A 20,377-nucleotide genomic window follows, 5' to 3' on the forward strand; every position below is an offset into this window, starting at 1 on the left:
TTTTTCCGCCCCACTTCAACTGTCGTCACCTATCCTTAACTATGTTTTTCACCACCAGGCACGGCCCAAATTCCCTACCGGCGTAAACCGCGCCGGTCAAATTCGTTTTTTTATCCATCACAACTTGTAGAAAACTCCGCCATGAAAAAGACCAAAATTGTTTGTACCATCGGTCCAAAAACCGAATCGGAAGAAATGCTGACCAACCTGCTCAATGCGGGCATGAACGTGATGCGTCTCAACTTCTCTCACGGCGACTATGAAGAGCACGGCAACCGCATCAAGAACATGCGCGCCGTGATGGCGAAAACCGGTATCAACGCCGGCATCCTGCTGGATACCAAAGGCCCGGAAATTCGCACCATGAAACTGGAAGGCGGCAAAGACGCCTCGCTGGTCGCCGGCCAAACCTTCACCTTCACCACTGACCAGAGCGTGATCGGCAACAGCGAGCGCGTGGCGGTCACCTACGCCGGCTTCGCCGCCGACCTGAAGATCGGCAACACCGTGCTGGTTGACGACGGCCTGATCGGCATGGAAGTCACCAACGTGACCGAGAACGAAGTCATCTGTAAGGTGCTGAACAACGGCGACCTGGGCGAGAACAAAGGCGTTAACCTGCCGGGCGTGTCCATCCAGCTGCCTGCGCTGGCCGAGAAAGACAAACGCGACCTGATCTTCGGCTGCGAGCAAGGCGTCGACTTCGTGGCAGCGTCCTTCATCCGTAAACGCTCCGACGTGCTGGAGATCCGCGAGCACCTGAAAGCCCACGGCGGCGAGCAGATCCAGATCATCTCCAAGATTGAAAACCAGGAAGGCCTGAACAACTTCGACGAAATCCTCGAAGCGTCCGACGGCATCATGGTTGCCCGTGGCGATCTGGGCGTTGAAATCCCGGTAGAAGAAGTGATCTTCGCCCAGAAGATGATGATCGAGAAATGTAACCGTGCGCGTAAAGTGGTCATCACCGCCACCCAGATGCTCGATTCCATGATCAAAAACCCGCGCCCTACCCGCGCGGAAGCCGGCGACGTTGCCAACGCCATCCTGGACGGCACCGATGCCGTCATGCTGTCCGGCGAGAGCGCAAAGGGCAAATACCCGCTGGAAGCGGTCAACATCATGGCGACCATCTGCGAGCGTACCGATCGCGTGATGCCAAGCCGTATCGACACCCTGAACGATCGTCGCAAGCTGCGCATCACCGAAGCGGTGTGCCGCGGCGCGGTTGAAACCGCCGAGAAACTGGACGCGCCGCTGATCGTGGTCGCCACCAGCGGCGGCAAGTCGGCAAAATCCGTGCGTAAATACTTCCCGAACGCGGTGATCCTGGCGCTGACCACCAATGAGACTACCGCGCATCAGCTGGTGCTGAGCAAGGGCGTCATCCCGCAGATGGTCAAGGAAATCGCCTCCACCGACGACTTCTACCGCATCGGTAAAGAAGCCGCCCTGGCCAGCGGCCTGGCGCAGAAAGGCGACGTCGTGGTGATGGTCTCTGGCGCGCTGGTGCCGAGCGGCACCACCAACACGGCCTCGGTACACGTGCTGTAATATAAAACGTGACATAATTGTCTTGATCAAAACGCCGCTTTGCGGCGTTTTTTTTATCAGCAGTAAACTATTTTTCTCAAAACGCAACCGCGATCCGCTCATTATTTAGCTAATAAAGAATCGGAGTAGTCCCATGGAAGCCGGCTGTTTTCCCTCGTTTTTTTAACTAATTTGTAAAACCAGATGCAAGTTTGAGCGAACGATCAAAATAAAGCACCTCAACACTAAAAAATTATTCTCTTTCGAAAAAAGTTTGTGTAATACTTGTAACGCTACATGGAGATTAACTCAATCTAGAGGGTGTTATAATGAATCGTACTAAACTGGTACTGGGCGCGGTAATCCTGGGTTCCACTCTGCTGGCTGGCTGCTCTAGCAACGCTAAAATCGATCAACTGTCTTCTGACGTTCAGACTCTGAACGCTAAAGTTGATCAGCTGAGCAACGACGTGAACGCAATGCGTTCTGACGTTCAAGCTGCTAAAGACGACGCAGCACGCGCTAACCAGCGTCTGGACAACCAAGCTCACGCTTACAAAAAGTAAGATAGCTTTGGTTATTGAAAACGGCGCACATTGTGCGCCGTTTTTTTTTGTCTGTTCGCCAGCCAGGGGGGTTCCTGCACGGCAGGCAAAAAAAGAGGTTCAGCACGCTGAACCCCTCTTCGACCGCTCAATCCTGCAAACTTAGTTCACCGAACTGATTGGCGCTGCCTTGAATGGGCTCTTATTCGCCGCAGGAGCCGCTGCAGGTGTCAAACTCACCGCAGACGGACTCTCCCCTACGTTGACCAGCACCGGCATGCCAGAACGGCGTACAACCGCGCTATCGAATACGGCGCGATCGGTCTGACCATCGGCCGCAAAGGCTTTCTCCGCTTTAGACAACGCGATCGGCATGGTCTGCGGATCGTCGCTTTCCACCCGCGACAGCGGTTGGTGCACTTCCACATAGCGTTTGCCGTCCGGCTCAACGGAAATCTTCACCGGATCGTTGATCACTTGCACCCGCGTACCGCGCGGCACCATGTTGAACAGCGCCTCGATATCCGTCGGACGCAGGCGAATGCAGCCGGAGCTGACGCGCATGCCGATACCGAAGTTGGCGTTGGTGCCGTGGATCAGGTATTCACCGCGCCCCATCGCCAGACGCAGGGCGAACAGCCCCATCGGGTTCTCAGGGCCGGCCGGCACCACCGCAGGCAGCGTCACGCCCTGGGATTGATAGCGCTTGCGGATGTTGGCGGTGGGCGTCCAGGTCGGGTTAGGGATCTTCTGGCTGATGGAGGTCACCTCCAGCGGCGTGTGCATCCCGGTCTGGCCGATGCCGATCGGATAGACGATCACTTTGTTCTCGCCTTTCGGGTAGTAATAAAGGCGCAGCTCGGCCAGGTTGACGATGATCCCTTCACGCTTGGTGTCAGGCAGCAGCATTTGGGTCGGAATGGTCAGCACCGTACCCGGCTTGGGCAGGAACGGATCCGTGCCGGGGTTGGCTTCCAGCATGCCCAGCAGGCCGATCTTGTAGTCAGCGGCGATGGCTTCCAGCGGGCGGCCGTCGTTTGGCACGGTATAAGTGGTGTTTTCGCCGATCAGACGGCTGTCCGGCGGCGGCAGCGGGTACTCGGTCGCACTGGCGGCCTGCGTGCCGGCCAATACGGTGGCGAAGACCATGCCCATTAAACTCAACGCACGTTTCATTATCATCCCTATATTTTTTATGACGGTTCGCCCACAAGGCTAACGAGCGCCAGGTGGTGGGTAAATCAGACAATACCTGATTAATACTAGCAACGCTGGTATCAAAGGCAATAAGTCCTCTAAAAATCAACACGTTATAACGTAATCGCCGTCATTGATTGTCAACGAAACGTCAACAGTTAAGCTGCTGAAATATCACTGAATTGGGCGCGTTGCCCGGAGGAAAATTGTGAATTGTAAAGACTCATTGACAAAGCAAAGGTATCAATGAGTCTTGAGGATGAAGGCGTTATGGATCAGGCCAGCTGCGCCGCTTTACTGCGAATGGCGCGGATCATCGCCTCCAGCCCCTGCGAGCGCGAAGGCGTCAGATGTTGGCTGAGCGCCAGCTCGGTGAAAAACGGCCGCACATCGAGATCGACGATCTGCTGCGGCGTCAATTGGCGATAAAGAATGAACACCACCGCCAGCAACCCTTTGACGATCGCCGCGTCGCTGTCGCCGTGAAACTCGACCTGCCCCTGCTCATCGCGGCGCATCACGATCCACACCTGGCTCTGACAGCCGGAGATCAGGTTGGCGGCCTGCCGCTCCGCCTCGTCCAGCGGCGGCAATTTAGCGCCGAGTTCAATCACGTACAGGTATTTCTCCTCCCAGTTCAGACAGCGGGAGAAATTACGCACCAATTTATCTTTGTCCGGCAAATTCGCCATGGGGATCCTTTTGTACCGCCGGGGACACGCCCCAGCCTAACCTAATAACTGATGAATGCGTTGCAGCCCGGCCACCAGCCGGTCCACCTCTTCGCGGGTATTATATAACGCCAGCGAAGCACGGCACATGCTCGGCACCTGATAAAACGCCATCAGCGGCATCGCGCAGTGATGGCCGGTGCGAATGGCGATACCGTACTGATCGAGGAAGCTGCCGACGTCATAGGCGTGGTGCTCTCCCAGATTGAAGGCGATCACCCCGGCGCGATGCGCCGGACCATAGATTTTCAGCGTCGGCACCTGCTTGAGCGCCTCGAGCGCGTAATGCATCAGCGACTGTTCATAATCGTGGATCGCATTCAGGCTCAAGGCTTCGACGTAATCAAACGCCGCGCCCAGCCCCATGATGCCGGCGGTGTTCGGCGAACCGGCCTCGAAGCGCCACGGCGGATCGGCGAAGGTGGTGCCCGCCGTCAGGCTGACCTGCCGGATCATCGAGCCGCCCCCTTCCCACGGCGGCATCTGCTGCAACAACGCCTGGCGGCCATACAGCATGCCGATGCCGGAAGGGCCATACAGCTTATGGCCGGAAAACACGTAGAAATCGCAGTCCAGCGCCTGGACATCGACGCGCTGGTGCATCACCGCCTGCGCGCCGTCCACCAGCACCGTCAGATCCGGTGACAGGGTTCTGGCACGGGCGATGATCTCGCGCACCGGGTTGACGGTGCCCAGCACGTTGGAGACCTCGGTCAGCGCCAGCAGTTTACAGGACGCGTCGACCAGTTCCGGCAACCGAGCCAGATCCAGCGTGCCGTCCGGCTGCAGCGGCCACACCCGCAGCTGCAACCCGCGCTCCTGCGCCAGCATCTGCCACGGCACGATGTTGGCGTGGTGCTCCATCTCGGTGATGAGAATCGCATCGCCCGGCTGCAGCAGGTGGCGGCCAAAGCTGTTGGCCACCAGATTGATGCCTTCGGTGGTGCCCTTGACGAACACCATCTCTTCCGCCGAGGCAGCATTGATAAAGCGCGCCGCCTGTTCCCGCACCGCTTCCATCTGCTGAGTCGCCTCGGCGCTCAGGGTGTGGATACCGCGATGCACCGCCGCATACCCGTGGCGGTAGAACTCCAGCTCGCGGTCGATCACCGCCTGCGGTTTCTGCGCGCTGGCGGCGCTGTCGAGATAGGCCAGCGGTTGGCCGTTCACCTCACGCGCCAACAGCGGGAAATCGCCGCGTACGCGTTCAATCGGATAACTCATGCAGCCTCCCCCGGCAGGCGCTGGGCGATGCGCGCCAGCACCCGTTCCCGGATGGTGTCGTTGGCGATGCCTTCGGTCAGCTCGGCGGCGAAGGCGAAGATGATCATCTGCTGCGCCGCGTGCTTGTCGATGCCGCGCGACTGCAGATAGAACAGCTGCTCTTCATCGATGCGCCCCACGGTAGCACCGTGGCTGCACTTGACGTCATCGGCGTAGATCTCCAGCTGCGGCTTGGTATCCACTTCCGCCACCTTACCCAACAGCAGGTTATGGTTGGTCATCTGGCCGTCGGTTTTGATCGCGTGCTTGGCCACTTTGATCATGCCGTTGAACACCGCCTTGCCGCGATCGCTGACCACGGTTTTATGCAGCTGGCGGCTTTCGCAATAGCCCTTGTTGTGCTCCAGATAGGTGCGGGTGTCGCAAATCTCTTTGCCCACCGGCAGCACCAGGCTGTTGATCACCAGATTCGCGCCTTCGCCGTTCAACTGCGCGCTGGTGTTGTGCCGCGTCAGGCCGGCGCCCAGCAGGAAGCTGTCGCTTTTCACCCGCGCGTCGCGGCCGATAACCAGATCGTTGTGAGCAAAGTGGTAGCTTGGCTGGCTCTCAAACGCCAGCTTGCAGTGCAACAGCCCGGCGTTGTCCGCCACATTGGCGGTCAGGCGCGCGCCGGTGAAATGTGCGGCCTCGCCCAGGCTGACGTAGTGCTCGATCACTTCCGCCTCAGCCCCGCGCCCGATCTCCAGATGATGGCGGTGATGCACGGTGTTCACTTCCCCGGCGGCGCCGCGTCCGCTGCTGATGTGCAGCAGATACAGCGGGCGTGCAGGGATCTTGCCGGCCGGCAGGCGGATCAGGCTGGTTTCCTGCGCCAGGCTTTCGGTCAGGTGCAGAAAAATCTCCGGCTGGATCGGCTCCGGCAACGCCTGAGGCATGCCATAGGCGGTCAACTCGAACTGGTAGTCGCCCAGGTCGCCATCGCTCAGCGCGGCGCTGTAGCGGCCGTCGATAAACACCAGCCGACAGGCATCGATGCCGAGCGCCAGCGCATCGAGCTGCTCTGCGCTCACCGGGGCGGGCTGCGGCTCGAGGAATTGCTGCTCCAGCAGGCTCTCCAGCGGCGTGTATTTCCAGTTTTCATGCTTGCGCGTCGGCCAGCCGAGGCGCAGCGCCTGCTGCCAGTGCGCCAGCGCATGCGGCGAACGCTCGCCGCCGCGGCCTTCGAACAGGCGATACAGTTGCTGCAGCGCGTTTGAATTACTGTTGGTCGGTAAGCCAGCCATAGCCCTGCTCCTCCAACTGTTTCACCAGCGAGAAATCGCCGGATTTGACGATGCGCCCCTGGGACAGCACGTGTACGTAATCCGGCTGGATGTAGTCCAGAATGCGCTGATAGTGGGTGACGATGATAAAGGCGCGCTTGCCGTCCCGCAGCGAGTTGACGCCGTTGGCGACGATTTTGAGCGCATCGATGTCCAGGCCCGAATCGGTTTCATCGAGAATGCACAGATCCGGCTCCAGCGCCGCCATCTGCAGAATGTCGTTGCGTTTTTTCTCGCCGCCGGAGAAGCCGACGTTGACCGAACGGGTCAGCAGATCGGCCGGCATGTCCAGCAGCGCGATTTTCTCTTCGATGAAATCGGCGAAGTCAAAGCGATCCAGCGGCTCCTGCTCGCGGTATTTGCGCACCGCGTTGACCGACGTCTGCAGGAAGAAGTGGTTGCTGACGCCGGGGATCTCCACCGGGTACTGGAAGGCCAGGAACACGCCCTCGCCCGCGCGATCTTCCGGATCCAGCTCCAGCAGATCCTTGCCCTTGAAGGTGACTTCCCCTTCGGTCACTTCGTACTCTTCACGCCCGGCCAGCGTGGCGGACAGCGTGCTCTTGCCCGAGCCGTTCGGCCCCATGATGGCGTGCACTTCGCCCGGTTTGATCTCCAGATCCAATCCCTTGAGGATCTCGTTACCTTCCACGCTGACTTTCAAATTCTTGATGCTTAACATGCTGTGTCCTCAGATAGCGCCGACGGCGCTAAAAATGCGGCGATTAACCCACGCTGTGTTCCAGGCTGATGGCCAGGAGTTTTTGCGCCTCGACGGCGAACTCCAGCGGCAGCTCGGAGAAAACGTCCTTGCAGAAACCGTTGACGATCATCGAAATGGCGTCATCCTCGCTGATGCCGCGCTGCAGGCAGTAGAACAGCTGGTCATCGCCGATCTTCGAGGTAGTGGCTTCGTGCTCCAGCTGAGCGCTGTTGTTGCGCGCTTCAACGTAAGGGAACGTGTGGGCACCGCTGTCCGGCCCGATCAGCATCGAGTCGCACTGGGTAAAATTACGGGCGTTTTCCGCCCCCGGCAGGATTTTCACCAGGCCGCGATAGGTGTTCTCGCTGTGGCCGGCGGAGATGCCTTTGGCGATGATGGTCGACCTGGTGTTTTTGCCGATGTGGATCATCTTGGTGCCGGTATCTGCCTGCTGATGGCCGCTGGTCAGCGCCACCGAGAAGAATTCGCCGATCGAGTTGTCGCCCTGCAAAATCACGCTCGGGTATTTCCAGGTGATGGCCGAGCCGGTTTCCGACTGGGTCCAGGACATTTTCGAACCGGCGCCTTCGCACAGCGCGCGCTTGGTGACGAAGTTGAGGATACCGCCCTTGCTCTCGCCGCCGGAGAACCAGTTCTGCACCGTCGAGTATTTCACTTCGGCGTCTTTATGCAGGATCACTTCCACCACCGCCGCGTGCAGCTGGTAGCTGTCGCGCACCGGGGCGGAACAGCCTTCGATATAGCTGACGTAGCTGCCTTCGTCGGCGATCAGGATGGTGCGCTCGAACTGGCCGGTTTTGGCGGCGTTGATGCGGAAGTAGGTCGACAGCTCCATCGGGCAGCGCACCCCTTTCGGCACATAGACGAAGGTGCCGTCGGAGGCCACCGCGGCGTTCAGCGCAGCGAAGAAGTTATCGTTGGACGGCACCACGCGCCCCAGGTATTGACGCACCAGATCCGGGTATTCCTGGATCGCTTCGCCGAACGAACAGAAGATCACCCCGCTCTCCGCCAGTTTTTCACGGTAGGTGGTGGCGACCGAGACCGAGTCGAAGATGGCGTCCACCGCCACCTCGCTGCCCTCGCGCACCGGCACGCCGAGCTGGTTGAACGCCAGCTCCACTTCGCTGGTCAGGTAATCTTTTTCCGTCGCCGCGCCCGGTTGCTGCTCGGCGCCGGGTTGCGAACCGCATGCATCGTCGCAGCTGCCGCAGGACGGCGCCGAATAGTAACTGTAGTCCTGGTAGTTCAGGCGTTCGTAATTGGCCTTCAGCCAGTGCGGCTCTTCCATCTGCAGCCAGGCGCGATAAGCCTCAAGGCGGAATTCCAGCATCCACTCGGGTTCGTTGCGCTTGGCCGAGATGGCGCGCACCACCTCTTCGTTGATGCCCTTGGCCAACTCATCGGTTGCCAGCTGGGTGAAGAAACCTTCTTTGTAGCGACCTTCGCTGACCCAAGCCTGCACTTCATTAGGCATTTCTACATTGCTTCGTGTCATGTTGATTGCATCGCTCAAACGCCAAAGCTCTCGCCGCACCCGCAGGCATGCTGAGCTTTAGGGTTGTTGAATTTGAATATCTGATTCAGCCCTTCGCGGACGTAATCTACCGTGGTGCCATCGATGAACGGCATGGCCTTCAGCGGCACATAGAGTTTGGCGCCGTCGCGCTCAAACAGCAGATCGTCATCGGCGGGTTCGCGGGTCAGATCCAGCACATAGGCAAAGCCGGCGCAGCCGGATTGTTTCACCCCTAGCTGCAGCCCTTTCACCTGCGGATCCTGCTGCATCAGTTTGGTTATTTGTCGTACGGCGCTGTCGCTGAGCGAAATGCCTTGCCAGACATTTTCATCCAGAGAAAAAGTGCCGACATTTTCCGTTTGCATAGGGTCTACCTCACACTCGTGTTTGGCCACAGCCAATCTGGGTTGCTTATATGTTAGTGATAACGATTATCACTTCAACCGTTTGTTTTGCGGGGGTATCCGCCGCAAGCGCGGTTTTTCGCTGCGGCGTGCGGCAAGCCAGCGGGACATCCGTGGCGGCTTGCGGCGTCTGGCGGCAAGGTGTGCATGCTATCCCTATGAATTTATTCTTTATCCTGCATCACCGTACCGCACTCCCCGGTGGCCCGTCAGCGTTACAGCGCCGCGGTACGTTGCCGATCTAAACATTCATAGAAAATACCTATTTCTGCATTCTGTCTGTCGTAAATGTGCGTTTATCGGCATTTCGTGGCGCAGCGCAAGCGCGCGCCCTCAGGTTAAAGTTTAGTCGCTCAGCATCAAGTTGGGTCGTCGGCGACCTTTTACACCCCGCGCAATGAAAAAACGCCACGCCGGGGATTGATCGGCAGCGCGGCAGTTTATATGATAATGATTATCATTCAATTTAAATTTGAGCGCGAAGCCAATGACTCTTTCGATCAACGCATGGTTGCTGGGCAAGATTGATGACTACAAATTCAGCGTGCGCGACGCCACGGTGGACTTTTACATGGCCGAAGCGGCGCTACGGCGCCCGGAATGCAATATCGACCACCTGAAGCGGTACAACAGCGTCAGCCTGACCATGGCCAATTTGTGTCTGGAGAACGGCGACGACGACAGCTACCTGCACGCGCTCAGCAAGCTGCACAACCGGCTGATCGTCGAGATCAACAACCCACAGCGTTGCCAGCTGTTTCGGGTGCAAAGCTACCACTTCGCCCGCCATACGCTGACGCTGATCTGCCAAAAATATGCAATGGAAGGCACCTGGGAGAAGGCGAACGCGTTTCAGAAGGACTTCGTCAAACGCGTGCCGTTTCAGCTGTAAAGCGAAAGACTCCGCAGGCCGAGCGCCTGCGGAAAGCGGCGGGGATCAGTCGATGACCGCCGTGGTCAGACGCGAGGTGCAGCACAACCGATCGCGCGCGTCGAAGATCTCGATTTGCCACACCTGATGGCGACGGCCGACGTGCAGTGCGCGGCACACCCCGCGCACCTGGCCATCGAACACCGCGCGCAGGTGGTTGGCGTTGATCTCCAGCCCCACCACTTTCTGCTCGCCCTCACTGCACAGGTAGCCGGCCATCGATCCCATCGATTCCGCCAGCACCACCGACGCCCCGCCGTGCAACAGCCCGAACGGCTGCCGGGTACGGCTATCGACCGGCATGGTGGCCTCGAGGAAATCCTCGCCCAGTTGGGTAAACTCGATGCCCACATGGCTGACCATGCAGCCGTCACCGGCGCGGTTCAGCTGCTCCAGCGATGTTTCACGTTTCCACAATTTCACTCAATCATCTCCAGAAGTGCCTGTAATGGGTGGCGCACGCCATTGCCCTCGATGCGTTTCACCTGGCTGCGGCACGAATAGCCGGTCGCCAGGCAGCGCTGCCGCGGCAAACGCTGTAGCGTCGGATGCCATGATAGCTCATAAATGCCGAGCGAGTTTTGCAGGTTCCTGGCTTCATGGCCGTAAGTGCCCGCCATGCCGCAGCAGCCGACGCTGACGTTCTCCAGTTTGGCGCCGAAACGGGCGAAGATCGCCGCCCACTGTTGGCCGCTGGCCGGCAGCGCGGTGGTTTCGGTGCAGTGGCCGAACAGATACCACGGCTCGCCGGTCGCCGGCTGTTCGGCGCGATCCGCGATCCGCTGCTGCAGCCATTCATGCACCAGCTGCACCTGGAAATCGCCGCGCTCGGCGCCGAGGATCTCGCGGTATTCGTCGCGGTAGCACAGCACCAGCGCCGGATCGACGCCCACCAGCGGCATGCCTAGCTGCGCCACACGGTTGAGGAAATCGGCGGTTTTGCGCGCGGTGCGGGCGAACCGCGTCAGGAAGCCCTTCACATGCTGCGCCTTGCCGTTCGGCGAGAACGGCAGCAGCACCGGTTTATAGCCGAGCTTCTCCACCAGCCGGACAAAGTCCGCCACCACTTTGGCGTCGTAATAGCTGGTGAACGGATCCTGGACGATCAACACGTGTTCTGCGCGCTGCTCGGCGCTCAGCCCTTCCAACTGCTCCAGCGTCAGCGTGATCGCGCGGTGGCCGGACAGCTGCTGGCGCAGCGTCGGGCTGGACAACAGCGGCAGATCGACCATGCCGATGGCGTTGCGGCTCATCTCCCGCAGCCACGGCTGGCGGAAGAAGAAGTTGAACACCTTCGGCGCGCGGGCCATCAACGGGGTATAGCTCTCCACGCCGGCGACCATGTAGTCGCTTACCGGGCGCAGGTAGCGGGTATGGTAAAGCTGCAGGAAGCGCGAACGGAATCCCGGCACGTCAATCTTGATCGGGCACTGGGTGGAGCAGGCCTTACAGGCCAGGCAGCCGGACATCGCCTCTTTCACTTCGTGCGAGAAGTCATACTCGCCCTTGCCGGCGTGCCAGCTGTTGCGGGTTTTCTCGATCAGGCCGCGCAAGCTGAGGCGCTGCTGCGGCAGCTGTTTCTCCAGCGCCAGCGGATCGACCCCCTGCTCGGCCAACAGACGCAGCCACTCGCGCACCAGCGTCGCCCGCCCTTTCGGCGAATGAATGCGGTTGCCGCTGATCTTCATCGACGGGCACATCGGGCTGCGTACGTCGAAGTTGAAGCACAGGCCGTTGCCGTTACACTCCAGCGCGCCGCGGAACGAGGTGCGCACCTCGACCGGGATCTGGCGATCGAAGGTGCCGCGTTTGACCGCATCCACCTGCATCATCGGCGCATCCACCGCCAGCGGCGAACAGATCTTGCCTGGGTTCAGGCGGTTATCCGGATCGAACGCCGCCTTGATGCGGCGCAGCTCTTCATACAGCGTTTCTCCGAAGAATTCAGGGCTGTATTCCGCGCGGAACCCCTTGCCGTGCTCCCCCCACAGCAGGCCGCCGTATTTGGCGGTCAGCGCCACCACCCGATCGGAGATCTGCTTCATCAGCACTTCCTGCTGCGGGTCGCACATGTCGAGCGCCGGGCGCACGTGCAGCACCCCGGCGTCGACGTGGCCAAACATGCCATAGCTCAGATTGTGGTCATCGAGCAGTTGCCGAAATTCGACGATATAGTCCGCCAGATGTTGCGGCGGCACACAGGTGTCCTCGGCGAACGGAATCGGCTTGGCGCGCCCTTTGGCGTTGCCCAGCAGCCCGACCGCCTTTTTGCGCATGTTGTAAATGCGCTCGATGCCAGCCAGATCGCCGCAGATCTGGTACCCGATCACGCCGCCCTGCCGCTGCGCGATCAATTCGTCCAGCCGCTGGCACAGGGCTTCCATCTGGCCGTCGATCAGCGCCCGATCGTCGCCGGCGAACTCGACGATGTTCAGCCCGAGCATCTCTTTATCCGGCACGTCGGCGATCAGTTCGTTCACCGAGTGCCAAACGATGTCTTCACGCGCCAGGTTCAACACCTTGGAATCGATGGTTTCCACCGACAGCGCCTTGGCCTCGACCATAAAGGGCGCATTGCGCAGCGCCGAGTCGAAGGAATCGTACTTCACGTTGACCAGGCGGCGCACTTTCGGCAGCGGCGTGATGTCCAGCCGCGCCTCGGTGATAAACGCCAGCGTGCCCTCGGCGCCGGTCAGAATACGCGTCAAATCGAAGGTTTGCAGATCGTCGCTCAGCACGTGGCGCAGATCGTAACCGGTGAGGAAGCGGTTGAGCTTGGGGAATTTCTCCAGGATCAGCGCGCGCTGCTCGCGGCAGCGGTTGAGCACCGTGCGGTAGATGCGCCCTTCGGCGGTCTCTTCCAGAGCAATCGTTTCCGCCAGCGCCGTCGGCATGGCGCGGGTATCGATCATCTCGCCGCCCAGCAGCACCGCCCGCAGCCCCAACACGTGATCGGAGGTTTTGCCGTACACCAGCGAGCCCTGGCCGGAGGCATCGGTGTTGATCATTCCCCCCAGCGTGGCGCGGTTGCTGGTGGACAGTTCCGGCGAGAAGAAGTAGCCGAACGGCCGCAGGTATTGATTCAACTGATCCTTGATCACCCCGGCTTCGACTTTCACCCAGCCCTGTTCGACGTTGATCTCCAGAATGCGGTTCATATGGCGCGACATATCGACCACGATGCCGGTATTGAGCGACTGGCCGTTGGTGCCGGTGCCGCCGCCGCGCGGGCTGAAGGTCAGCGTATTGAAGCGCTCTTCTCCGGCCAGACGGGCGATCAGCGCCACGTCGGCGGTGGAACGGGGGAACACCACCGCATCGGGCAGCAGCTGATAGATACTGTTGTCGGTGGCCATCGTCAGCCGGTCGGCATAGCTGGTGGCGGTATCGCCGTTGAATCCGTTTTGCTTCAGTGCTTCCAAAAAGTCGAGCACCCGTTGAACCAGGCCGGGCGCCTGAGAAATCTGTGGGATCATTCGCTTTTTTGACCCTGTCCGTCTATTTTTTATGCGCTGATGTACGCTGAATCGGGCCTTTAATTCAGACCCACCCTATTTTTTAGTGACACTAAAAACTAACATACTCGTTTAGTGAAGGCATTCACATTATTACCGCCCTGCGAGCGCCGCCACAGGCGGCCGCCCGGCGGTGAGAAACCGACCGACAGGCACCCCGATTCGCCGGTGCCAGGGATTTAATTGACCAGGATGAGAACCCACTGATGCCACTCCCGCAATCGCGTTACGACTTACCGCGAATTATTTTCGGCGTGCTGTTTATCGCCATCATGATCGTCGCCTGTTTTTGGGTGATCCAACCGTTTATTCTCGGCTTCGCCTGGGCGGGCATGGTGGTGATCGCCACCTGGCCGCTGCTGCTCAAACTGCAAAAGCTGCTGTGGGGCCGCCGTTCGCTGGCGGTGTTGGTCATGACCCTGCTGCTGATCCTGCTGTTCATTCTGCCTATCTCACTGCTGATCAGCAGCGTGGTGGATAACAGCGCGCCGCTGATCGCCTGGGCCAGTTCGCCGGGCAAACTGCATATTCCCGATCTCGCCTGGCTGCAGTCCGTGCCGATGATCGGCGACAAACTCTATACCAGCTACCACACGCTGGTTAACGCCGGCGGCGCCGCGCTGCTGGCGAAGGTGCAGCCGTACTTTGGCCAAACCGCCACCTGGTTCGTGGCGCAGGCGGCGCATATCGGCCGTCTGCTGCTGCACTGCGCACTGATGCTGCTGTTCAGCGCCTTGTTGTACGCGCGCGGCGAACAGGTGGCGCTGGGTATCCGCCACTTTGCGGTGCGCCTCGGTTCCGCGCGCGGCGATGCGGCGGTGCTGCTGGGCGGCCAGGCAATTCGCGCCGTCGCGCTGGGCGTGGTGGTGACGGCGTTGGTGCAGTCGGTGCTGGGCGGCATCGGTCTGGCGGTAAGCGGCATTCCTGCCGCCACTCTGCTGACGATGCTGATCTTCATCTGCTGTGTGGCGCAATTGGGGCCGCTGTTGGTGCTGGTGCCGGCCATCATCTGGCTGTACTGGCACGGCGACACCACCTGGGGCACCGTGCTGCTGGTCTGGAGCTGCGTGGTGGCCACGCTGGATAACGTGCTGCGCCCGGTGCTGATCCGCATGGGCGCCGATCTGCCGCTGCTGCTGATCCTGTCCGGCGTTATCGGCGGTTTGCTGGCCTTCGGCATGATTGGCCTGTTCATCGGCCCGGTGGTGTTGGCGGTGTCTTATCGCCTGCTGACCGCCTGGATGGATGAAGCGCCGGAGCCGACCTCCGCGCCGGAGCAAGTCATCGACGAGCTGGAAAAACGCTAATTCCCCCTTCCGCCCGCACCGTCGGGCGGAACTTTTCGCGCCCGTCATTATTCCTACCTCATTCGAGTAATATCTCCGCCCAATATAATGCCGCCCTATATTGATTACGGTACGGCGAATGAAAGGTGCAATGTAAATCCCTGTTTGTTGCAAACGGAAAAAAGAGATAACTCCCGCAAATAAAATGTGATGCCGCTATCGATTAGGATGATTCTTAATGACTAGTCGCGTTCAAAAATCTAGTATTATGGCCATCTATTGCTTCAAATCACTGATTTTAAAGCAACCTTTCTGAACAATGTAATGCCATACATGTGAATTGCTGTGTGTAGTCTTTGCCCATCTCCTACGGTGGGCTTTTTTTTATTCTTTTTTCGTCGAATTGATTATTTTACGCGCCGTTATTTACATTCGGAAATAAAAAGGCCGCAGCGTTAACTGCGGCCCGACGTTAATGCCTCAGTGAGGCCGAGACATTATTTCTTTTTCGACAAATTGATCCAGGTCTGCACCACAGTGTCCGGGTTAAGCGACAGGCTGTCGATGCCCTGCTCCATCAGCCACTCGGCGAAGTCTTCATGGTCAGACGGGCCCTGGCCGCAAATGCCGACGTATTTGCCGTGGCGCTTGGCCGCCTGAATCGCCATCGACAGCAGCGCTTTCACCGCCTCGTTGCGCTCGTCGAACAGTTCCGACACTACGCCGGAATCGCGATCCAGCCCCAGCGCCAGCTGAGTCATGTCGTTGGAGCCGATGGAGAAGCCGTCGAAGTGCTCGAGGAACTGATCCGCCAACAGCGCATTGGACGGGATTTCGCACATCATGATCACTTTCAACCCGTTTTCGCCGCGTTTCAGCCCCTGACGCGCCAACTCGGCCACCACCGCTTCCGCCTGCGCCACGGTGCGCACGAACGGCACCATGATTTCGACGTTGGTCAGCCCCATATCGTTACGCACGCGTTTCACCGCCTCGCACTCCAGCGCGAAGCAATCGCGGAAACTGTCGGCCACGTAACGGCCGGCGCCGCGGAAGCCCAACATCGGGTTCTCTTCGTGCGGTTCATACTTGTCGCCGCCCACCAGGTTGGCGTACTCGTTGGATTTGAAGTCGGACAGACGCACGATCACGCGCTTCGGCCAGAAGGCGGCGCCCAACGTCGCGATGCCTTCGGTCAGGCGACCGACGTAGAACTCGACCGGGTGATCGTAACCCTGCATCAGCGCGCGAATTTCATTTTGCAGCGCCGGCGTCTGCTGGTCGAACTCCAGCAGCGCGCGCGGGTGCACGCCGATCATGCGGTTGATGATAAATTCCAGCCGAGCCAGGCCCACGCCTTCGTTCGGCAAACGCGCGAAGTCGAAAGCGCGATCCGGGTTGCCGACGTTCATCATGATCTTCAGCGGCAGATCCGGCAGCTCGGTCACTTCGGAGCTCTGCACGCTGAAGTCCAGCATGTCGCTGTAAACGAAGCCGGTGTCGCCTTCCGCGCAGGAGACGGTGACTTTCTGGCCGTCTTTCAGCACGTCGGTGGCGTGGCCACAGCCCACCACCGCCGGAATGCCCAGCTCACGCGCGATGATCGCCGCGTGACAGGTGCGCCCGCCGCGGTTGGTGACGATCGCGGCGGCCTTCTTCATGATCGGCTCCCAGTCCGGGTCGGTCATGTCGGTCACCAGCACGTCGCCCGGCTGGATGCGATCCATTTCGCTGATGTCGTGGATCACTTTCACCGGACCGGCGCCGATGCGGTGGCCGATGGCGCGGCCTTCCACCAGCACCGGACTGGTGCCGTTCAGCTGGTAGCGTTCCATGGTCTGCTCGTTGGAGCGTACGGTCTCCGGGCGCGCCTGCACGATCAGCAGCTTGCCGGTATGGCCGTCTTTCGCCCACTCGATATCCATCGGGCGGCCGTAATGTTTTTCGATCAGGAGCGCCTGCTGCGCCAGCGCCTGCACTTCTTCATCCGTCAGCGAGAAACGGCTGCGCTGCGCTTCCGGCACGTCTTCGATGCGCACCTGCTTGCCGTGATCCTGCGACGGCGCGTATACCATGCGGATCTTTTTCGAACCCAGGTTACGGCGCACGATCGCCGGCTTGCCGTTTTGCAGCGTCGGTTTGTGCACGTAGAACTCATCCGGGTTCACCGCGCCCTGCACCACCATTTCACCCAAGCCGAAAGCGGAGGTGATGAAGACCACCTGATCAAAGCCGGACTCGGTGTCGATGGTGAACATCACGCCCGAGGAGGCCAGATCCGAACGCACCATGCGCTGTACGCCGGCCGACAACGCCACGCCGCGGTGATCGTAGCCCTGGTGCACGCGATAAGAGATGGCGCGATCGTTGAACAGCGACGCGAACACGTGCTTGATCGCCACCATTACGGCGTCGATGCCCTGCACGTTGAGGAAGGTTTCCTGCTGACCGGCAAAGGAGGCGTCCGGCATGTCTTCCGCCGTGGCCGAGGAGCGCACCGCAAAGGAAGCTTCCGGTTCGCCGTCGGCGAGCTGTTGGTAAGCCTGATGAATTTCACGCTCGAACTCGGCGTGGAACGGCGTGTCGATCACCCATTGGCGGATCTGGGCGCCGGCCTTGGCCAGTTGGGCAACGTCGTCAACGTCAGTCTGATCCAGTAACTGATAGATGCGCTGGTTAACACCGCTTTGTTCGAGAAAATCGTTAAACGCCTGTGCGGTGGTGGCAAAACCGTTAGGCACGGCCACGCCCAAATCGGAAAGATTGGTGATCATTTCACCGAGGGAGGCATTTTTGCCGCCGACACGGTCAACGTCGTGCATGCCAAGCTGGTTGTACCAAAGCACATTACGCAAGTCTGGGCCATTGTTGGACATCGAGACAATCCTTATTGCTATCAGTAGGGTAAAGACGGATTTAATTCGCTTGCTTTACGGCACCGCTAACACGGAGCCGAATCAGACTAGCACACTGATCCGGGGAAAATGGAAAGGTGAATCGATCAACCCACTGAAGAAAGTGGTTTTTAAGAGAATGTCCTAACCGGCTGATTTGCCTGGGAACCGTTCCCAATCGCACGAAAAGCTTAGTTCTCAACAAATTACGCTCTTTTTAAAATTCTGTTTTAATGACCACGCAAACGCTATCGTTTTTGGTGAAAATAGCGGCAAATTTACGTTTCGGCTCGAACAGGGTCGCTGCGCCGCGATTTCTGCCGCCGCCAAAGCGCGCTTTTCTTCGCGCGCCGCCGCAAGGCGGTTTACCGCCCCGCCGTCACAATTTTTTCCCTCGCCCCTTTACCGGCGGATCGTCTGCGGCTCATGATATTGGCAGTGATGACAGCAGGAACACCGTTTTCAGGTAAGGAGCCTCGGGTGGAAAGAAGCGTTTTTTATATTTCGGATGGTACGGCGATCACCGCCGAAGTGCTGGGGCACGCGGTGCTGTCGCAGTTCCCGGTCACGGCGACCACGTACACCTTGCCGTTTGTCGAAACCGAGGCGCGCGCACGCGCAGTTCGCCAACAAATCGATGATATCTATAATGAAACCGGTGTACGGCCGCTGGTGTTTTACTCCATCATCTCGCCGGAAGTGCGCGACGTGATCGTTCAGAGCCAAGGCTTCTGTCAGGATATCGTGCAGGCGCTGGTCGGCCCGCTGCAGGGTGAGCTGGAGGTGGAGCCGACGCCGGTGCCGAACCGCACCCACGGCCTGACCGCCAGCAACCTCGGCAAGTACGACGCGCGCATTGCCGCCATCGACTATACCCTGGCGCATGACGACGGCATTTCGCTGCGCAACCTCGATCAGGCGCAGGTGATCCTGCTCGGCGTGTCGCGCTGCGGCAAAACCCCCACCAGCCTTTATCTGGCGATGCAGTTCGGCATCCGCGCCGCCAACTACCCGTTTATCGCCGACGATATGGACAATTTGCACCTGCCGGCCTCGCTGAAACCGTTTCAGCATAAATTATTCGGCCTGACCATCGATCCGGAGCGCCTGGCGGCGATCCGCGAAGAACGGCGTGAAAACAGCCGCTACGCTTCATTGCGTCAGTGCCGCATGGAGATCGCCGAGGTCGAAGCGCTGTTCCGCAAAAACCAGATCCGCTACCTCAATACCACCAACTATTCGGTCGAAGAGATCTCCACCAAAATCCTCGACATCCTTGGCATGAGCCGCCGCATGTTCTGATCTTTTCCTCGCGGGGCCGCCGCGCCCCGCCGCCTGCCGTTTATTTCAGCAGCAGCTGATTTTTTTGTGCTTTTTTTCGCGGCTTTGATCAACAGAACGCAATCTCTACGGTTGAATTCAGCGCTTTTTGCGTTATTGTGATCGCCATCACTTCCCGGCACTCCTGCCGCAGAGAAGAACAGTTTCCAGGGAACAACATGCACAAAACAGATGAACTGCGGACCGCGCGCATCGACAGCCTCGTCACGCCGCAAGCGTTGGCGGACAAGCTGCCGATCTCGGCGGCCATCGCCGATAACGTGACAGCGTCACGTAAACGCATTGAAAAAATCCTCACCGGTGAAGACCGCCGCCTGCTGGTGGTGATCGGCCCCTGCTCGATTCACGATCTCGACGCCGCCGTCGATTACGCCGGCCGGCTGAACGCCCTGCGCGAGCGCTACCAGGATCGCCTGGAGATCGTAATGCGCACCTATTTCGAAAAACCGCGCACCGTCGTCGGCTGGAAAGGCCTGATCTCCGATCCGGCGCTGGACGGCACCTTCCAGGTCAACCGCGGCATCGAAATGGCACGCCGCCTGCTGCTGGAAGTGAACCAGCTCGGCCTGCCGACCGCCACCGAATTCCTGGACATGGTCGTCGGCCAATACATCGCCGATCTGATCAGCTGGGGCGCCATCGGCGCACGCACCACCGAAAGCCAGATCCACCGTGAAATGGCCTCGGCGCTCTCCTGCCCGGTCGGCTTCAAAAACGGCACCGACGGCAACACCCGCATCGCCATCGACGCCATTCGCGCGGCGCGCGCCGGGCACATGTTCCTGTCGCCGGACAAACATGGCCAGATGACCATCTATCAGACCAGCGGCAACCCGTACGGCCACATCATCATGCGCGGCGGCAAAACGCCGAACTACCACGCCAGCGATATCGCCGCCGCCTGTGACAGCCTGCGCGAGTTCGATCTGCCGGAGCACCTGGTGATCGACTTCAGCCACGGCAACTGCCAGAAAATGCACCGCCGCCAGTTGGAAGTGGCCGACAACGTCTGCCAGCAGATCCGCGCCGGCTCTGCCGCCATCACCGGCGTGATGGCGGAAAGCTTCCTGGTGGAAGGCACGCAGAAGATCGTCGCCGGCCAACCGTTGACCTATGGTCAGTCGATCACCGATCCTTGCCTGAGCTGGTCCGACAGCGAACAGTTGCTGGCGATGCTGGCGGATGCGGTCGATAGCCGTTTCTGACGCAAC

At 59.6% G+C, this 20,377-nt stretch carries 16 protein-coding genes and 1 other RNA gene; 7 read left to right on the forward strand and 10 right to left on the reverse strand.

Annotated elements, in window-relative coordinates; translation table 11 throughout:
- The first annotated feature begins 141 nt into the window (after window positions 1-141).
- Window positions 142-1,554: a pyruvate kinase PykF gene (gene pykF / locus ACMGF9_RS12805; RefSeq protein WP_004931353.1), complete on the forward strand. Its 1,413-nt coding sequence runs from the start codon at window positions 142-144 to the stop codon at window positions 1,552-1,554.
- A 308-nt stretch (window positions 1,555-1,862) separates the two neighbouring features.
- Window positions 1,863-2,099, forward strand: a complete 237-nt coding sequence (locus ACMGF9_RS12810; protein ID WP_004931354.1) for a major outer membrane lipoprotein — start codon at window positions 1,863-1,865, stop codon at window positions 2,097-2,099.
- A gap of 141 nt (window positions 2,100-2,240) precedes the next feature.
- On the opposite strand, the gene ACMGF9_RS12815 is transcribed toward ACMGF9_RS12810, so the two are convergent.
- The 7 genes from ACMGF9_RS12815 to sufA all read right to left on the reverse strand — a co-directional run bounded on the left by ACMGF9_RS12815 (window position 2,241) and on the right by sufA (window position 9,160).
- Entirely contained in the window at window positions 2,241-3,254 is a 1,014-nt protein-coding gene (locus ACMGF9_RS12815; protein WP_004931356.1) for a L,D-transpeptidase family protein, read from the reverse strand.
- Window positions 3,255-3,550: 296 nt separating this feature from the next.
- Window positions 3,551-3,967 carry a cysteine desulfuration protein SufE gene (sufE, locus tag ACMGF9_RS12820; RefSeq protein WP_015377720.1) on the reverse strand — a complete coding sequence of 139 codons (417 nt, stop codon included), beginning with the start codon at window positions 3,965-3,967 and terminating at the stop codon, window positions 3,551-3,553.
- 36 nt (window positions 3,968-4,003) lie between these two features.
- Window positions 4,004-5,230 carry a cysteine desulfurase SufS gene (gene sufS, locus ACMGF9_RS12825; protein ID WP_015377719.1) on the reverse strand — a complete coding sequence of 409 codons (1,227 nt, stop codon included), beginning with the start codon at window positions 5,228-5,230 and terminating at the stop codon, window positions 4,004-4,006.
- Window positions 5,227-6,513 carry a Fe-S cluster assembly protein SufD gene (gene sufD / locus ACMGF9_RS12830; protein ID WP_414160268.1) on the reverse strand — a complete coding sequence of 429 codons (1,287 nt, stop codon included), beginning with the start codon at window positions 6,511-6,513 and terminating at the stop codon, window positions 5,227-5,229. Before sufD ends, sufS begins: the two co-directional genes overlap by 4 nt.
- Complete coding sequence (sufC, locus tag ACMGF9_RS12835) at window positions 6,488-7,234, reverse strand: Fe-S cluster assembly ATPase SufC (RefSeq protein ID WP_016927936.1); 747 nt, start codon at window positions 7,232-7,234, stop codon at window positions 6,488-6,490. The genes sufD and sufC overlap by 26 nt, the downstream gene beginning before the upstream one ends.
- A 43-nt stretch (window positions 7,235-7,277) precedes the next feature.
- Window positions 7,278-8,774 carry a Fe-S cluster assembly protein SufB gene (gene sufB, locus ACMGF9_RS12840; protein WP_004931367.1) on the reverse strand — a complete coding sequence of 499 codons (1,497 nt, stop codon included), beginning with the start codon at window positions 8,772-8,774 and terminating at the stop codon, window positions 7,278-7,280.
- 14 nt (window positions 8,775-8,788) lie between these two features.
- A complete protein-coding gene (sufA, locus tag ACMGF9_RS12845) occupies window positions 8,789-9,160 on the reverse strand; it encodes a Fe-S cluster assembly scaffold SufA (protein WP_004931368.1) in 372 nt (123 codons plus the stop codon).
- A 526-nt stretch (window positions 9,161-9,686) separates the two neighbouring features.
- Here sufA and ACMGF9_RS12850 point away from each other — a divergent pair.
- Window positions 9,687-10,091, forward strand: a complete 405-nt coding sequence (locus ACMGF9_RS12850) for a hypothetical protein (RefSeq protein WP_004931369.1) — start codon at window positions 9,687-9,689, stop codon at window positions 10,089-10,091.
- A 45-nt stretch (window positions 10,092-10,136) separates the two neighbouring features.
- On the opposite strand, the gene menI is transcribed toward ACMGF9_RS12850, so the two are convergent.
- Window positions 10,137-10,553, reverse strand: coding sequence for a 1,4-dihydroxy-2-naphthoyl-CoA hydrolase (gene menI / locus ACMGF9_RS12855; protein WP_004931370.1), 417 nt, complete (start codon window positions 10,551-10,553; stop codon window positions 10,137-10,139).
- Window positions 10,550-13,606, reverse strand: coding sequence for an FAD-binding and (Fe-S)-binding domain-containing protein (locus ACMGF9_RS12860; protein WP_164123383.1), 3,057 nt, complete (start codon window positions 13,604-13,606; stop codon window positions 10,550-10,552). The genes menI and ACMGF9_RS12860 overlap by 4 nt, the downstream gene beginning before the upstream one ends.
- A gap of 245 nt (window positions 13,607-13,851) precedes the next feature.
- Between ACMGF9_RS12860 and ydiK the strand changes: the two genes are divergently transcribed.
- Window positions 13,852-14,952: an AI-2E family transporter YdiK gene (gene ydiK, locus ACMGF9_RS12865; protein WP_004931374.1), complete on the forward strand. Its 1,101-nt coding sequence runs from the start codon at window positions 13,852-13,854 to the stop codon at window positions 14,950-14,952.
- Window positions 14,953-15,207: 255 nt separating this feature from the next.
- Window positions 15,208-15,319: antisense sRNA RprA (rprA, locus tag ACMGF9_RS12870), an RNA gene on the forward strand.
- 109 nt (window positions 15,320-15,428) lie between these two features.
- Here the strand turns inward: rprA and ppsA are convergent.
- Window positions 15,429-17,807: a phosphoenolpyruvate synthase gene (gene ppsA / locus ACMGF9_RS12875; RefSeq protein ID WP_031300475.1), complete on the reverse strand. Its 2,379-nt coding sequence runs from the start codon at window positions 17,805-17,807 to the stop codon at window positions 15,429-15,431.
- A gap of 459 nt (window positions 17,808-18,266) precedes the next feature.
- Here ppsA and ACMGF9_RS12880 point away from each other — a divergent pair, with 459 nt between their 5' ends.
- A complete protein-coding gene (locus ACMGF9_RS12880; protein WP_049239973.1) occupies window positions 18,267-19,127 on the forward strand; it encodes a pyruvate, water dikinase regulatory protein in 861 nt (286 codons plus the stop codon).
- A gap of 197 nt (window positions 19,128-19,324) precedes the next feature.
- A complete protein-coding gene (locus ACMGF9_RS12885) occupies window positions 19,325-20,371 on the forward strand; it encodes a 3-deoxy-7-phosphoheptulonate synthase (RefSeq protein ID WP_015377715.1) in 1,047 nt (348 codons plus the stop codon).
- The last annotated feature ends 6 nt before the right edge of the window (window positions 20,372-20,377 follow it).

Origin of the sequence: Serratia sp. BNK-23 (genome assembly GCF_047456145.1) — a bacterium.
In the GTDB taxonomy this organism is placed as follows: Bacteria; Pseudomonadota; Gammaproteobacteria; order Enterobacterales; family Enterobacteriaceae; genus Serratia; species Serratia nematodiphila.